General features: G+C 66.4%; 14 protein-coding genes. 2 read left to right on the forward strand and 12 right to left on the reverse strand.

The features are described 5' to 3' along the window. Window positions 1–55: 55 nt before the first annotated feature. From A5773_RS11995 to A5773_RS12050, 12 genes are all read right to left on the reverse strand, one after another. The gene (locus A5773_RS11995; protein ID WP_066950898.1) at window positions 56–799 is read right to left on the reverse strand and encodes an amino acid ABC transporter ATP-binding protein; all 744 of its coding nucleotides are present in this window, start codon (window positions 797–799) and stop codon (window positions 56–58) included. Continuing rightward, window positions 796–2,613: an ABC transporter substrate-binding protein/permease gene (locus A5773_RS12000; protein ID WP_066950894.1), complete on the reverse strand. Its 1,818-nt coding sequence runs from the start codon at window positions 2,611–2,613 to the stop codon at window positions 796–798. The genes A5773_RS11995 and A5773_RS12000 overlap by 4 nt, the downstream gene beginning before the upstream one ends. A gap of 48 nt (window positions 2,614–2,661) precedes the next feature. Further along, entirely contained in the window at window positions 2,662–3,402 is a 741-nt protein-coding gene (locus A5773_RS12005; protein ID WP_066950891.1) for a GntR family transcriptional regulator, read from the reverse strand. A 108-nt stretch (window positions 3,403–3,510) separates the two neighbouring features. After that, on the reverse strand, window positions 3,511–4,296 hold the full coding sequence (locus A5773_RS12010) for an LLM class F420-dependent oxidoreductase (RefSeq protein WP_066950887.1): 786 nt from the start codon (window positions 4,294–4,296) through the stop codon (window positions 3,511–3,513). A 15-nt stretch (window positions 4,297–4,311) separates the two neighbouring features. After that, window positions 4,312–5,226, reverse strand: coding sequence for an alpha/beta fold hydrolase (locus tag A5773_RS12015; protein WP_066950884.1), 915 nt, complete (start codon window positions 5,224–5,226; stop codon window positions 4,312–4,314). A 48-nt stretch (window positions 5,227–5,274) separates the two neighbouring features. Then, window positions 5,275–6,483 (reverse strand): DUF1214 domain-containing protein, encoded by a 1,209-nt coding sequence (locus A5773_RS12020; protein ID WP_066950881.1) that lies wholly within the window; start codon window positions 6,481–6,483, stop codon window positions 5,275–5,277. Window positions 6,484–6,485: 2 nt separating this feature from the next. Beyond that, window positions 6,486–7,289 carry a sugar phosphate isomerase/epimerase gene (locus A5773_RS12025; RefSeq protein ID WP_066950878.1) on the reverse strand — a complete coding sequence of 268 codons (804 nt, stop codon included), beginning with the start codon at window positions 7,287–7,289 and terminating at the stop codon, window positions 6,486–6,488. A 1-nt stretch (window position 7,290) separates the two neighbouring features. Further along, window positions 7,291–8,460: a sulfotransferase gene (locus A5773_RS12030; protein WP_066951353.1), complete on the reverse strand. Its 1,170-nt coding sequence runs from the start codon at window positions 8,458–8,460 to the stop codon at window positions 7,291–7,293. After that, window positions 8,457–9,584, reverse strand: a complete 1,128-nt coding sequence (locus A5773_RS12035) for an LLM class flavin-dependent oxidoreductase (RefSeq protein ID WP_066950875.1) — start codon at window positions 9,582–9,584, stop codon at window positions 8,457–8,459. Before A5773_RS12035 ends, A5773_RS12030 begins: the two co-directional genes overlap by 4 nt. Window positions 9,585–9,772: 188 nt before the next feature. Then, window positions 9,773–10,867, reverse strand: coding sequence for an inositol-3-phosphate synthase (locus A5773_RS12040; RefSeq protein ID WP_066950872.1), 1,095 nt, complete (start codon window positions 10,865–10,867; stop codon window positions 9,773–9,775). Window positions 10,868–10,925: 58 nt separating this feature from the next. Continuing rightward, window positions 10,926–11,468 (reverse strand): PadR family transcriptional regulator, encoded by a 543-nt coding sequence (locus tag A5773_RS12045; RefSeq protein ID WP_066950869.1) that lies wholly within the window; start codon window positions 11,466–11,468, stop codon window positions 10,926–10,928. A gap of 136 nt (window positions 11,469–11,604) precedes the next feature. Next, on the reverse strand, window positions 11,605–12,486 hold the full coding sequence (locus tag A5773_RS12050; RefSeq protein WP_066950865.1) for a DUF1707 domain-containing protein: 882 nt from the start codon (window positions 12,484–12,486) through the stop codon (window positions 11,605–11,607). Between the two features lie 120 nt (window positions 12,487–12,606). On the opposite strand from A5773_RS12050, the gene A5773_RS12055 reads away from it, so the two are divergent. Continuing rightward, complete coding sequence (locus tag A5773_RS12055; protein WP_066951343.1) at window positions 12,607–13,032, forward strand: DUF5318 family protein; 426 nt, start codon at window positions 12,607–12,609, stop codon at window positions 13,030–13,032. Then, window positions 13,025–15,423 (forward strand): transglycosylase domain-containing protein (locus A5773_RS12060; protein WP_369817355.1); only part of this gene is annotated, 2,399 nt, incomplete at its 3' end. The genes A5773_RS12055 and A5773_RS12060, both read left to right, overlap by 8 nt.

Here is a 15,423-nt window from a genome sequence, read left to right on the forward strand (position 1 = left end):
CTATATCAGGCACGTACAAGCTAGCTAAGCCGAGTAATTAGTAGCAGTGGGGTAGTCAAAGTACTTGGGACAGGAATCGCTGTAGCCGTTCGGTCTGCGCGGCTTCGAAAATCTGCTCCGGAGGCCCGGATTCCACCACCTTGCCGCGATCCATGAACACAACGGCGTTGGATGCCGAGCGGGCGAAGCCCATTTCATGGGTGACGACGATCATCGTCATGCCGTCGGCGCCGAGGTCGGCGATGAGTTGCAGAATCCCTTTGACCGTTTCCGGATCCAGCGCCGAAGTCGCCTCGTCGAAGAACATCACCTGGGGAGCCATGGCCAGCGCGCGGGCGATGGCGACCCGTTGTTGTTGCCCTCCGGACAGCATGCCGGGCCGGGCATCGGCCTTGTGCTTCAGGCCAACTCGCTCCAATTGGTTCAGCGCCAGGTCGCGGGCCTCGCCGGGCGGCAGGTGGCGCAACTTGCGCGGGGCCATCGCAACGTTCTTCAGCACGCTCAGATGGGGGAAGAGGTTGAAATGCTGAAACACCATGCCGATGCGCTGTCGTAGCTCGTTGGGATCGTCGCGTAACACCGATCGACCGTCCAGCAGGATGTCGCCGCTATCGGGTTCGTACAACCGGTTCAAGGTGCGCAGCAGCGTCGACTTGCCCGAGCCGGACGGTCCGATGACGGCGATGGTGGTGCCCGCCGGAGCCTCGAAATCGACGCCACGCAGCACCTTGTTCCCGCCCAGGGTCTGGTGAAGATCCTTGGCGGCCAAAGAAACCGACCGACGGCTCGGGACACTCACGTGATCTCCTGGCCGAACTTCGTGGCCAGCATCTCCGCATTGTCGTCGAGGTCGGGGGCGCCCCGGCCGCGGCGCAGGCGCGCGTCGATGTAATTCACCAAATGCGTTAACGGGATGGTCAGTATCAGATAGAAGAGGCCGGCGGCCACCAACGGTGAGAGGCTTCCGGTCTGGGCATTCAAATCCCGGCCCACCTGAAAGAGCTCCCGTTGATCGGCGATCAGGCCGAGGAAGTACACCAACGCGGATGCCTTCAACAACCCGATGAACTGGTTGACCAGTGCCGGCAATACCCGCCGTATTCCCTGCGGCACCACCACCAGTCGCATCGCGGTCGTGTAGCTGAAGCCCAGCGCGCGGGAGGCCTCCAACTGGCCGGGGTCCACGCTTTGTATTCCGGAGCGCAGGATTTCGCCGATGTAGGCGGCGGCCATCAACCCAAGCGCTGCAATTCCCAAGGGGTAAGGGTTCTTGTTCGTCAGTCCGCCGACCAATGGACCGACGCCCATTCCGATCAGCAGGATGATCACCACTTCGGGCAGGCCGCGGAAGATATCGGTGTATACCCGTGCCGGCCAGCGCAGCCAGCGCCGATGTGAGATGCCCGCCATTGCCAGCACCATCCCCAACGCCAACCCGATCACGATGGCGCAGTTGGTCAGGATCAAGGTGTTCGGCAGCCCCGTCGTGAACAGAACGGGGATGGCTCGGCGGTACATGTCCCAGTCAAAGAACGAATCGCGCAACTGGGCCAGCGCCGATTTGGGCGCGGCCGGGCCTGTCGGCGCGCGGTGCTGGCTTGCGACCATCGCGGCGAAATCCGGCAGGCTCGGGGCCGGCGCCGCTTTCGATCCAGGCTTCCATCCGGGTGGGAGCGTGCGCGGTACCCAGTCGCAGTACAGCTTGGCCCACGTGCCGTCGGCGATCACCGCGTCCAGCCCGGAATTCAGCGCATCGATTAGCGGCTTGTTCTCCTTGGCGACGGCGTAAGCCACGAAATTGCCTGGGCTGAAAGTGTTCGCGACGGTCACCGCGGGATCACCCGGCCGAACGACGGTCGAGGCAAGCGTTCCGGGCGCCACCCACGCATCAATCTGGCGGGTCTTGAGGCTGGCGTACAGGGTGGCGAAGCCGGGATACTTCACCGGCTGCAGATGCAGGGTGTCGACGACGTACGACTCCTCGACAGTGCCCTGGACTACGCCGATGCGCTGACCGGCGGCCAGGTCGCCGAACTTGTGGATCGGCGAGCCGGGCGGCACCACCAAAGAGTAGAAGCCGAAGTCGTAGCCGTTGGTGAAAGCGACGGTGTGACGGCGTTGGTCGGTGGCTTTCACCGACGCCGATCCGACGTCGAAGCGCCGGGACGCCACCTGGGCCAGCAACGCGGAGAAGTCGGTGCTGACGAAGCGCAACTGCAGGTGCAGCTTGTCGGCGATGGCGCGCAGCAGGAGGTTGTCGAAGCCGCTGAATTCGCCGGTGGGATTGATGCAGATGTTGGGCGGGGCGTCCGACAGCGTGCCCACCGTCAGCACACCCGGCGTGCCGAGCCCGAGCGCTCCGACGTCAACCGCGGTGAGCGGTTCGACCGATGGTGTCGTGTCCCGATCTTCCTGGGGGGTGGGCTGGCTCTCGGTCAGATCCTTAGGCAGGGCCCTTGCGCTCTCCAAGCCGGCCGGCGCGCATTGATTCCAGTCGGCGGCCGCGGGCGCGGCCGGCCCGCCTAATGCCATGCCGCACACCAGCACCGTCGTCGCGGCCAGTCCGAACAGCCTTGCGCGGCGCTGGGTGCGCCGGTCCACGCGCGCATTCATCCCTGCCACCGTATCGACAGGGCGGCGGCTTCGTGGGGTGAGCGTGCCCTACAGCGCCAGCGACGGCTCGACGCCCACGGCTTCGGCGTCGACGAGCACCTCGAGCGGTGCGGGCACGACCGGGCTCACGTCGTCGGGAGCGGTGAACACCCTGCGCCGGGAAAGTTCGGCCAGCATGGTCTGGGCCATCAGGTAGGAGCGGCCCACGCACGCGGCCCGTGCGGCCTCGGGGTCGCGCCGGTTGATCGCGGAAGTCTCGTCTTCGTAGAACGGAAGCATCTCTTCGCGGCTGCCCTGATAAATCAGCCAGAACACCCGGGGAACCAGGTTTTGCGAGGCGCGGATCGTCGCGTGCAGGCGCGGCCCGGCGTATTCGTCGTTGATGGTGCGCCGGTACTCGGCGGCGATGTCGCAGAAGGCCCGCGAATCCTTCGCGGTGCGTAGCGATCGCATGAAGGCGTCGAGTTGCCCCAGGATCCGCGGCGTCGGACTGGTGGCCGCGCGCGCGGACGCGATGCCGTTGAGCAGACCCTCGAGCTCATGATGCTCGAGGACGGTAGCTTCGTCGAACCGCTCCACGAACGCGCCGCGGTGATAGCGGGTGGAGACGATGCCGTCGTGTTCGAGTTGCACCAGCGCCTCTTGAATTGGGACGCGGCTTACACCCAGTCCCAGCGCGATCTCATTGCGATCGACGCGGTCGCCGGTGCGCAACTTCCCCGTGAGCAAGAGGTGAAGGATGTGCGAAACAACCAGGTCCTTTTCTTTGACCCCGTATTTCTTCGGCATTTCGTCCTTGAGTCTCTTTCAAACCCGGTGCGGCCATCAGCGCGAGAAGTTTCTCACGAGTGGGCTCGTATTTTCCGGTGTTTCACCAATAAATGGTCGGGGACGGGTTTAACGACTATCCCGCCACCGGCACAGCGCTTCCGCGGCGCCCAGGTTGTACTCCGGTCCGTCGCACGCGACGGTCAGCAGCGTGACTCCGAGGCCGAAGAGTTTTTCGGCATTGTCGATCAGGCCGCCGCGGTCCTGCACGGCGGCCGAGCGTTCGATGCTCGCCGGGTCGCGGCCGACGTCGGCGCAATGCCGGGCCAGGACGTCCGCCTTGGCCGGGAACTCGTCGGCGGAGGTGAAGCTGTGCCATAGGTCGGCGTATTCGGCAACCAGCCGCAGCGTCTTGCGCTCACCGCCCCCGCCGATCAGGACCGGGATGTCGCGGGTCGGCGAGGGGTTCAGTTTCGCCAGTCGCGCCTTGATCCGGGGGAGCGCGCCCGCGAGGTCGTCGAGGCGGCTGCCTGCGGTGCCGAACTCGTAGCCGTACTCGTCGTAGTCCTTCTGCTTCCACCCCGAGCCGATCCCGAGCACGAGCCGGCCGCCGGAAATGTGATCGACCGTGCGGGCCATGTCGGCCAGCAGCTCGGGATTCCGGTACGAGTTACACGTGACCAGCGCGCCGATCTGGATGCGCGATGTCTGCTCGGCCCACGCCCCGAGCATTGTCCAGCATTCGAAATGCGCACCGTCGGGATCACCGTAGAGGGGGAAGAAGTGGTCCCAGTTGAAGGCGATGTCGACGCCGACGTCCTCGCAGCGACGCACGGCGTCCCGGATTTGGCGATACTGCGGCGCGTGCTGAGGCTGCAGTTGCACGCCGATGCGGATGGGGAGATCAGGGGTCATGAGACCACCGTAGGCTCAGCCCGCGTCGAGCACCCCGCGCAGCAGATCGATCAGGGCGAGGGGCTGGTCGCTTTGCACGGAATGGCCGGAATCCTCGACGACGTGCGCCGCGCGGAAATGCTTTGTGCGACGGCTGAGTTCGGCCGCGTCGTCGTCGCTGACGAAACCCGACTTGCCGCCGCGGATAAGGGTGATCGGCGCGGACAGCCGGTCCACGTCCTCCCACAGGACGTCGAAGTCGGGGAACTTGCGGATGGCGTCGTAGCGCCACGTCCAGTTGCCGTTGTCCAGCCTGCGCGAGTTGTGAAACACGCCGCGGCGGAGCGCCTTTACCTCGCGGTGTGGCGCCGCCGCGATCGTCAGGTCCAGCATGGCCTGGAAGCTGGGGAATTCGCGTTCCCCGTGCATCAACGCGACCGTGCCCTGCTGTTCCTTGGTCATCTCCGAGTGCCGCTGCAGCGCCGACGGGGTGACGTCGATCAAGACGAGTTCGTTGACGAGTTCGGGCGCCACGGCGGCCAGCCGTAACGCGGTCAGCCCGCCCAGCGACATGCCCACGACGAGATCGGCGCTCGCTGCGTGCTCACGTACCGCCGGCAACAGGGCGTCGGCGTTGATCTGCGGCGAATAGTCGCCGTCCTCGCGCCATGCCGAATGGCCGTGCCCGGGGAGGTCCACCGCCAGCGCGGGCTCGCCGAGGCCGACGATGACGGTGTCCCAGGTGTGCGCGTTCTGCCCGCCGCCGTGCAGAAAAACGATCCGCGGGGGAGTGCCGCCCCAGCGCAGGGCGCTGATCTTGGCCTCGCCGGCGCCCGCCTCCACGCGTCGCACGTCCGGCAGCGGGCCAGTGACGCCGGCTTGCTCGGCATTCTCGGATAGCAGCGAGAACTCGTTCAGCCCGTCGAATGCGTCTTCGGAGATATCGGCCACGGTCTAGACACTAGCGGCGCCGCCCTAGAACCAGCGTCGTCGCCATGACTAGAGGACGTAGCGACGGCGAATGCCGTGGAATCGTTCCCACATCGCGGCGGTGCGCTCGGCGGGGCTCACAATGGCTGTGTCCTCCGGTAGGGCGGCGAGCAGTTCGCCATGCTTGACGACCTGGGTGCTCAGCGCGGCGGGTTCGCCCTCGAGCATGTGCCGATAGGTCAGGTTGCCGCAGGCAAAGCCCTGGGTGTCGAGCCAGTTGTGCACGCCCGGATCACGATGAGCCATGACGAGACGAACGCGGCCGTCGGCGTCGGTCTTGGTGCGGCTCGGCGTGTAGCTCACCGGCCGGTACAGGTAATCCATGCTGTTGAAAAAGACGCCCATATTGGTCAGCATCCACAACCCGTCGTGGGCGCCGAATTCGACGATCAGCGCCTCGTCGTCCGCGAGTTCCCAGTACATGTTGGCGGCGGCCCGGCCGCGCCTGGCGTCGGCGTCGGTCGCGTCGACTTGGGGGAACGCGTTGGGGTGGTTGGCGTCGACGCCGCCGTAGGTGAAGGGGAACTCGGGCCAGTCGGCCATCAGGCCCGTGACGAACTCACCGGCCCAGCGCATCGCCTCGACCATCTCGGGAGGCGAGGGCAACGGTTTCGGGGATTCCATGTCGATTCGTTCGATGCGAAGCTGCGCGGGCAGCTCCTCCCAGCGGTCGAAACCCTGGCGGATGAACAGCTTCCGTGACCCCGTGGTGGTGGGCAGCCAATTGGGCCCGCGCTCGGGCCCGCCGATGTAGAGCTCGAATTCCCCGTCATCGCCGACCTGGAGCTGATGACCGAGCAGGTTGGTCTCCGGTGTGTCCCCGAACGGTTCGTGCAGCACGCCCGGGCCCGGCGTACGTGGACCCTGCACCGTGACGTTGAAAAACCTTGCGGTGCCGCGTGTCCCGGTGAGCCGATACGTCGACTGTCCGTCGATCCAGGCCTGCTGGTAGGTGAAGTCGGCACAGTCGCCGCCCAGCTTGCGGGTCGGACCACAGAAGGTGTGCAGCGCCGGGTAGCGGGTGTTGCGAGTCTCGAGCGCGAGATCGAAGGCCTGGCCGAGGTTTTGGGTCAGGAACCGGTAGGCGTCGACCCGATGGACGCCCGACGCCGGGTTGGCCTGCTTGAAGGCCTGTTCGCCCGCTTGCTGCAGTCGCTCACAGAAGTCCGTCCAGGCCTGCTGCAGCGCCGCGTCGTCGGGCCCGTCGCCGAAGGCCATGCTCACGCACCGAGCCTGTCGAGCATCGCGCTGACGACGTCACATGCGCGCTGGGCGGCTTCCAGGTGTCCCTCCCGGTCGATGCGGAGACCGATCAGTTCCAGGTCGAAACCGTGGCGGTAGCCGCCGGCGAGCGCTTGGGCGACGAAGCTTTCGAGCGGGATCGTGCCGTCGCCGGGCACCGCCCTGGCCGGCAGCGCCCGGTCGCCGAGCACATAGTCGCTGAGCTGGATCAGCGCGGTCCTCGGTAGCGCCCGCTGCACCATCGCCTCCAAATCCCCCTCCGCCCAACAGTGAAACACGTCGATGCACAGACTGAGGTCGCCCATCTCGGCCAGCACGACCGCGTCGCGCAGGGTGTGGGCCAGGTGGATGTCGGCGTACAGGCTGGATGCGTTCTCGACGGCCAGCGCCACCCCGGCCGCCTTGGCCTGCGCCGCGCAGGGAGCGATCATCGTGCAGAATCGGTCCGCGGCCTGCGCCCAGGCGAGGTCACCGCGCCCGCCGGTCAACAAGTAAACGGTGCGGGCTCCGACGGCGGCGGAGGCGTCGATCACGGTGGACAGCGCTTCGCGGGCGGCGTGCGGGTCGCTGGACAGCCTGCCGCCGGCGAACAGGTGGTAGACGGCCTCCACAGAATAAGCGTTGCCGTGCAACAGCATTGGGAAGCACGGCTCGAGAAGTTGGCTGTCCAGGATGCTCAGCCGGGAGACCCCGAGCGCTGCCCAATGAGCTTCCAGTTCGGCCAGCGACTCACCTTGGAAGGTGACGTTGTGCACCGACAGACGCTGGTGTGGGCCGGTCATGTCAGGCGCGGTTCTCGATGGCGACACCGAATCGTTCTCGGAATGGCCGGAATTCCGCGTGCAGCGCATCCAGGTCCTCGCCGATGTCGGTCAGCAGTTGGGTGGAGTAGGTGAATTTGCCGTAGCGGTCGCCACGATTGTTGGCCAGGTACGCGCGCATCGCCGATGCGGCGTCGTCCGACAGTTCGCGACCGCAGAACTCGTAGTAGCGCCGGACGGTGCCGATGTGGTCGGCGACGAAGTCGGCGTAGCGCACGTGCAGGATACGGGGATCGTCGACCAACGGATTGCTCATCGTGTTGGCGATGCTGGCGCGGGTCATCTCGAGGTGCTTCTTCGCTTCGGCGTGCAGGTCGACCGGACCGACGATGCCTTCGGCGATGTCGGCCATCATCATGGTGCGCGACGCGGCGACTTGGACGGGGTCGCGGTGCAGCCACACCAGGTGCGCGTCGGGATAGGTGTCGAAGAGTTCCTTGAGGCGGAAACCGTGAAATCCCTTAAGCACCCAGTACTTTCGGGGACGGCAATATTGCAGCTGCTGCAGCATGGCCTTGTGCAGCCGGTATTGCGCCGCGGGATCGGTGGCCAGGCCGCCGACCAGAGACTGCATCGGCACGCGCCACCAGGCGGTGGGCGTCATCACCCGGAAGTCGAACGCCCAGGTGCGCTCGTCCTCAGGCAGACCGTCGCCCAGCATGTCGTTGTACGGGTGGCTGTGCAGCCACTTGGGCATCTTCGCGTTGATCTCGCGCCAGTCCGCGTCGGCCCACTCTCTGCGGTCGTCATCGGGATCTGCCAGACCCGGCGGCGGTGACGGATACATCACCTCCCAGAAGCGCAGCGCCCGAGCACGCGGATCAACGGACATCAGCGCGTGCATGAGCGTTGTGCCCGACCGGGGTTCGCCTGTGACGAACATCGGACCGACGATCACCTCGTCGGCGATCGGGTAGCGGTTGCGGTCTTCGATGAACTCCAGCCGCGACGTCAGCAACCATCGACACACCTGCGCCGCCTGGCGGTGGCCCTCGGTGTTCATGCCGAGGCCGTTGAGATGGTCGACCGCGACGGTGAAGCGTTGCGGCAAGGTGGGATCGCCGTAGTCGCACAGTCCGGTTTCGGCCTCCGCGTCGGCGAGCAGCCTGGCGGCGTCCAGGGGCGCCGTCACGACCGCTCCCCGCACAGCCGCATCAGCTCGTCTTCGGCGGCGCGCACGTTGGCGGCCGAAGCCGCGGCGTGGCTCAGGCCGGCCATCGCGCCGTAGTCCAGGATCTTGGGGACGCGCAGTCCCGCGTCGACGTATGTCTTCACGATCTTGGCAACCTGCGTCGGCGTCCCGTGCGGGACGGCGGCGAGCACCATCTCCGGCCGCGCCTTGTCGAGGAAGTCCAGAATCCTTTCGCGGGTGAGCACCGCGGGGTCGATGTCTTGGAATCCGCGCCACCGATCACCCATCGGGTGTTCGAATCCGAAGCCGCGCAACGTATCCGCCGATACCTGCAGCAGGAACGCCTTCACCAGCGGTGCTTGCAGGATCTCGGCGAGGGCGTCCTCGTCCGCGCCGATCAGACACACCTGGATGAAGCATGGTGTGATCGACTGTGGATCGCGGCTGGCGCGTTCGGCGGATTCCCTTACCGCGGCGAGCATTTCGGCGTATTGCTCCGGTGTCCAGGCGCCGGCCGGCCACCACCCGTCCGCGTGCCGGCCAGCGATATCCAGCATCCGTGGGCCGCTTGCGCCGATCCAGATCTGCGGTGGCCGGCCTGCGTAGGGTTCGGTGTCCAGCCGGGCATGGCGCAGCGAGTAGAACTGTCCGTCGAAATCGACCGGGCCGTCGCTCTCCCAGAGCAGCCGGATCACCCTAAGGGCTTCCTCGAAGCGGCTGACCGGCCGGGAGAAATCGAAGCCGTAGGGCAGGGTGTTCTCGCTCTCGCCGCTGCCAAGGCCGAGGATGAAACGCCCCTTGGCGAGGTGGTCGATCGTGAGCGCCGTCTGGGCCAGCATGCTGGGGTGGCGGCGCACGGTGTCGACGACTGCGCTGACGAGCGGGACCTTCTCCGTCAGGACGGCGGCCGCGGCGGCTACCGCCAGGCCGTCCAGGTGGCGGTGCGGCGACGGGGAGGCGGTGGCCAGGTCGGTGAACTCGGGGGTCCAGATGGAATCGGGCCAGAAGCTGACCATGTGGTCGGGCAGCCAGATCGAGTGGTACCGGCCGCTGTCCAACTCCTTCAGCCGGGACAGGTCCAGGGGGAGGGTGGTGCGTAGGAACGCGGCGGGTTGCACGGTCATCGAGAGATGATGCTAAGCACTCGCACAGCGCCGCGGGGATGAATTCGCTCTAGCGGCCACGGCACCGACCGTCACGCCAGCGTGGCTGCGGTCGCCGAGCGTCACGCTGGGGTGACAACGAGACCCGCAGGCACGAATGTGCGGTGAGGTCACCGGAGCGACCTCACCGCACGATCTGTGGAAGGGGGTCAGCCCTCGATGAACTCTTCGAGCTGCGTACGCGCTACGTCGTCGGGCAGCTGTTGCGGCGGGCTCTTCATCAGGTAGGCCGACGCCGGGATCACCGGACCGCCAATGCCGCGGTCCTTGGCGATCTTGGCCGCCCGCACCGCGTCGATGATGACACCCGCCGAGTTCGGCGAGTCCCACACCTCGAGCTTGTACTCCAGGTTCAGCGGCACGTCGCCGAAGGCGCGGCCCTCCAGTCGCACGTACGCCCACTTGCGGTCGTCGAGCCAGCCGACGTGGTCGGAGGGGCCGATGTGCACGTCTTTGGTCTTGAACTCGCGTTGCAGGTTGGAGGTGACGGCCTGCGTCTTGGAGATCTTCTTGGACTCCAGCCGCTCGCGCTCGAGCATGTTGAGGAAGTCCATGTTGCCGCCGACGTTGAGCTGCATGGTGCGGTCCAGTTGCACACCGCGGTCCTCGAACAGCTTGGCCATCACCCGGTGGGTGATGGTGGCGCCGACCTGGCTCTTGATGTCGTCGCCCACGATCGGCACACCCGCGTCGGCGAACTTCTTGGCCCACACCGGGTCCGAGGCGATGAACACCGGCAGCGCGTTGACGAACGCCACGCCGGCGTCGATGGCGCACTGGGCGTAGAACTTGTCGGCCTCCTCGGAGCCCACCGGCAGGTAGGACACCAGCACGTCGACGTTGTTCTCCTTGAGCGCCTTGACCACGTCGACCGGCTCGGCGTCGGACACCTCGATGGTGTCGGCGTAGTACTTGCCGATGCCGTCGAGTGTCGGGCCCCGCTGCACCGTCACGTTGGTCGGCGGCACGTCGGCGATCTTGATCGTGTTGTTCTCCGAGGCGAAGATCGCGTCGGACAGGTCGAAGCCGACCTTCTTGGCGTCCACGTCGAAGGCCGCGACGAACTTGACGTCGCGCACGTGGTACTGGCCGAACTTCACGTGCATCAGGCCGGGCACGGTGCTGTTCTCGTCGGCGTTCTGGTAGTACTCGACGCCCTGTACCAGGGAAGACGCGCAGTTACCGACGCCGACAATGGCGACTCGTACCTCGGTCGACGCCTGTGGCGCGTTCTGGTCACTCATTGGGCGTTCTCCTAACTCCATAACTTGTGTCGCAGCTGATCGAATTCGTGCAGGGGTTTTACGTCTGCTCGGAGAGGCCGGGCATCGCCCGCTCCGCAGCAATGAGCTCGTTGAGCCACTTCACTTCCCGCTCACTGGACTCGAGCCCCAGTTGGTGAAGTTGGCGGGTGTAGCGGTCGAACGAGTTACTGGCCCGCGCCACGGCTTCGCGCAGGCCTTCCCGCCGCTCCTCGACCTGACGGCGGCGACCTTCCAGGATGCGCATGCGCGCCTCCGCCGGAGTCCGGTTGAAGAACGCCAAATGCACCCCGAAGCCGTCGTCGGTGTAGTTGTGCGGGCCGGTGTCGGCCACCAGCTCACCGAAGCGCCGACGGCCCTCGTCAGTTAGCTGGTAGACGCGCCGGGCACGCCGAACCGGCGTTCCGGTCGGGGCGGCGTCCTCGGCGATCAACCCTTCGGCCTGCATCCGCCGGAGGGCGGGGTACAGCGAACCGTACGAGAACGCACGAAACGCGCCGAGGAGGCCGGTCAGCCGTTTGCGCAACTCGTAACCATGCATCGGCGATTCGATGAGAAGACCCAGGATGGCGAGCTCGAGCATCGAATCACCCCCTTTGCATGGTTGGTTACGACGGTTCGACGCCTCGCGTAATCGTATCGTCTCGATATATTCGCCACAACACCACCGAATGTTCGTCCGCTATTTGTTCGGGTGCGCCGAATCGAATCGCGCCCGGCTACGACGGCAAGCTGAGCTGCTTGACGGTGCCGTCACCTGCGAAGACGATGTAGCCACCACCGTAGTCGCTGGAGACATACAGCGATAGCGAGAGCGCGCCCGGGGTCGTCGGGTCCGTCGCCGGTTCGATGTTCAGGTACTCGGTTTTGACGTCCGACGGCTTCATGTGGAGGGTCTGCGGGGCGCCGCGCATGATGCCCACGGTCGCCGTGACGTCGAACTTGCTCAGGTCAACCGCAAGGGGAGCATCCGCGGAGCTTTTGGCCGAGCTGCTCGGGTCGCCCCAGCCCCCGCGGTAGGTGTAGGCCAGCACCCGGCGATCGTCTGAGGGGTCCGGCCGGTCGAGGACCGCGTAGGTCGGGTAGATCACGAGTCGATATCCCACGGCGTCGCCGAACCGTTTGCGTGTTTGCTCGATCAGGCCGGTCAGCCCGCCCACCGAATGCAGTTGGGTGGGCGGTGTCAGCACCACGGGGCCGACGCCGTCGGGCTTGGCTCCGGGGTCGGTGGTGAAGTCCAGCGGCGATTTGGTGTTGCCGTAGATGCCCCACCCGATGCCGACGCCAAATAGCACCGAGACGACCAATGCGGCGGCGAGCGTCCCCCAACCGCGGAGCTTCGGCGGCACCGGCCGGGCCTTGGCGACAGGCGTCGGAAGCGCGCTGCTGTCGGTTTGCAGGTCGGTCACCAGGGCCTGCAGATCGCCGAGCGTGACCGCGTTGGTGGCCGCGCTGACCCGTTCCCGATGCTCCTCCATGGAGAGCTCGCCGTCGGTCAGGGCGTTGTCGAGAATCCTGCAGGCGTCCTGCCGATTGATGTCTTTGGCGCGGGTGCTTGCCGCCACCCCGCCGCCCAGCGACGTCCCGAGCCATCTCGCCACGGGGATGATCGTAGAGTCCGGGCCTGGTCCGGCACAGAATGCGCCCGCCTTTACTCGGCTCGGGCCGCCACAGCTTTGGTTGCGTATCGGTGGTCCGGATGGCGACGTACTCTGGTGGGCGTGCGACTGCAGCGACAAGTGGTGGACTACGCGCTCCGGCGGCGAGCACTGCTGGCCGAGGTGTACTCGGGCCGCACGGGCGTGTCCGAAGTGTGTGACGCGAACCCTTATCTGCTGCGCGCCGCCAAGTTTCACGGGAAACCGAGTCAGGTCATGTGCCCGATCTGCCGTAAGGAGCAGCTGACACTGGTGTCGTGGGTGTTCGGCGAACACCTCGGCCCGGTATCGGGCTCGGCACGTACGGCCGAAGAGTTGGTTTTGCTGGCGAGTCGCTTCGAGGAGTTCGCTGTCCACGTGGTGGAGGTATGCCGGACCTGCGAGTGGAATCATCTGGTCAAGTCGTACGTGCTCGGAGCGGCGCGCCCACCCAAGGGCACCCGCGGTACGCGGACGGCGCGAAACGGCGCGCGCACGGCCATTGAATAACGACGGACCCCACAACCAGTCGTCCGGCGACGCGGATGGGTCGGCGACTGAGCGGGTGGGAAAACATGGAAGCGGCGAGCGCCCGCGTGGCGCGCCGTCGGCGGCCGGCCAACGCCGTGGCGTTCCGCCCGATGACCGGCTGACCACGATTCTTCCGCCGGTTGTCGATGACCGGTCGCCCCGGCGGCCCGATCCCCGCATCGAGGAAGTCAAAGCCGCGCTGGACAGCCCTTCGTCTACTCCCATGCAGCGTGATGCGCTCGAGGAGGTCAAGGCGGCGCTGGACAGCCGAACGTCGCCGCGCCGGGACCGGCCGAAGGCGGGAGGCCGTCCGCCGGAAGGGCCGCCACCGCCGCCCGGGCCGGGGGGTCGCCGCGGTGGCCCGGACGGCTTCGGGCCCCGGCCGCCGCGTGACGTCCACTGGACCCAGCAGATCAACTGGTTGTGGGTGCGGCGAGCGGCCTACCTGTCGGCGGCGGTGCTCGTGCTGTTGCCGATCGTCACGTTCACCATGGCGTATTTCATCGTCGATATCCCGAAGCCGGGCGATTTGCGCACCAACCAGGTCTCCACCATCCTGGCCAGCGACGGGTCAGAGATCGCCAAAATCATTCCGCCCGAAGGCAATCGGGTTGACGTCAACATCAACCAGGTGCCGGTTCACGTGCGCCAGGCGGTGATCGCCGCCGAAGACCGCAATTTCTACTCGAACCCGGGGTTCGACTTCAGCGGCTTCGCCCGGGCGGTGAACAACAACCTCTTCGGCAACGGTGACCTGCAGGGCGGGTCGACCATCACCCAGCAATACGTGAAGAACGCGCTGGTCGGCTCGGCTCAACACGGCGTCAGCGGCCTGATGCGCAAGGCCAAGGAACTGGTGATCGCCACCAAGATGTCGGGGGAGTGGTCGAAAGACGATGTGCTGCAGGCCTACCTGAACATCATCTACTTCGGCCGGGGTGCCTACGGCATCTCCGCCGCCGCCAAGGCTTACTTCAACAAGCCCGTCGACCAGTTGACCGTCTCGGAGGGAGCGTTGCTGGCGGCGCTGATCCGGCGGCCGTCGTCGCTGGACCCGGCCGTCGATCCGCAGGGCGCCCGGGCTCGCTGGAGCTGGGTGCTCGACGGCATGGTGGAGACCAAGGCGCTGTCGCCCGGTGACCGTGCCGCGCAGGAGTTCCCGCAGACGGTGCCGCCCGACCAAGCCCGCGCGGAGAACCAGACGACGGGACCCGACGGGCTGATCGAGCGCCAGGTGACCAAAGAGTTGATGGAGCTCTTCAACATCGACGAGCGGACTCTGAACACCCAGGGCCTCCAGGTCACCACTACCATCGACCCGAAAGCCCAGCAGGCCGCCGAGAAGGCGGTATCGAAATACCTTGACGGGCAAGACCCCGACATGCGGTCGGCCGTGGTGTCGATCGACCCGCACGACGGCGCGATACGCGCGTACTACGGCGGTACGGACGCCAACGGTTTCGACTTCGCGCAGGCCGGGCTGCAGACCGGTTCGTCGTTCAAGGTGTTCGCACTCGTGGCCGCGCTCGAGCAGGGGATCGGTCTGGGTTACCAGGTCGACAGTTCGCCGCTGACCGTCGACGGCATCAAGATCACGAACGTCGAGGGCGAGGGCTGCGGAACGTGCAATATCGCTCAGGCGCTCAAGCAATCGCTGAACACCTCTTACTACCGGCTGATGCTCAAGCTCAAGGGCGGCCCGCAGGCCGTCGCGGACGCCGCGCACCAGGCCGGCATCGCTACCAGCTTCCCCGGCGTGGACCACACGCTGTCCGAGGACGGCAAAGGCGGGCCGCCCAACAACGGAATTGTGCTGGGGCAGTACCAGACCCGGGTGATCGACATGGCCTCGGCATACGCCACGCTGGCCGCCTCGGGCATCTACCACCGGCCGCATTTCGTGCAGAAGGTCGTCAACTCCGAGGGCCAGGTGCTCTTCGACGCGAGCAAGTCCGACAACAATGGCGAGCAGCGCATCCCCAAGGCCGTGGCCGACAACGTCACCGCGGCCATGGAGCCGATCGCGAGCTATTCGCGCGGCCACTCCTTGTCCGGCGGCAGGCCGTCAGCGGCCAAGACGGGCACCACGCAGCTGGGTGACACCACCGCCGACAAGGACGCCTGGATGGTCGGATACACGCCGTCGCTGTCTACGGCCGTGTGGGTGGGCACCGCGAAAGGCGACGTACCACTCGTAACCGCCTCGGGCGCACCGGTTTACGGCTCGGGGCTGCCATCGGACATCTGGAAGTCCACCATGGACGGCGCCTTGAAGGGCACCTCCAGTGAATCGTTCCCCAAGCCGACGGAGATCGGTGGCTATGCCGGCGTCCCGGCGCCCCCGCCCCCACCGCCGCCCTCCGCTCGCCA

It is taken from the genome of Mycobacterium sp. 852014-52450_SCH5900713 (genome assembly GCF_001667075.1).
Classification (GTDB): Bacteria; Actinomycetota; Actinomycetes; order Mycobacteriales; family Mycobacteriaceae; genus Mycobacterium.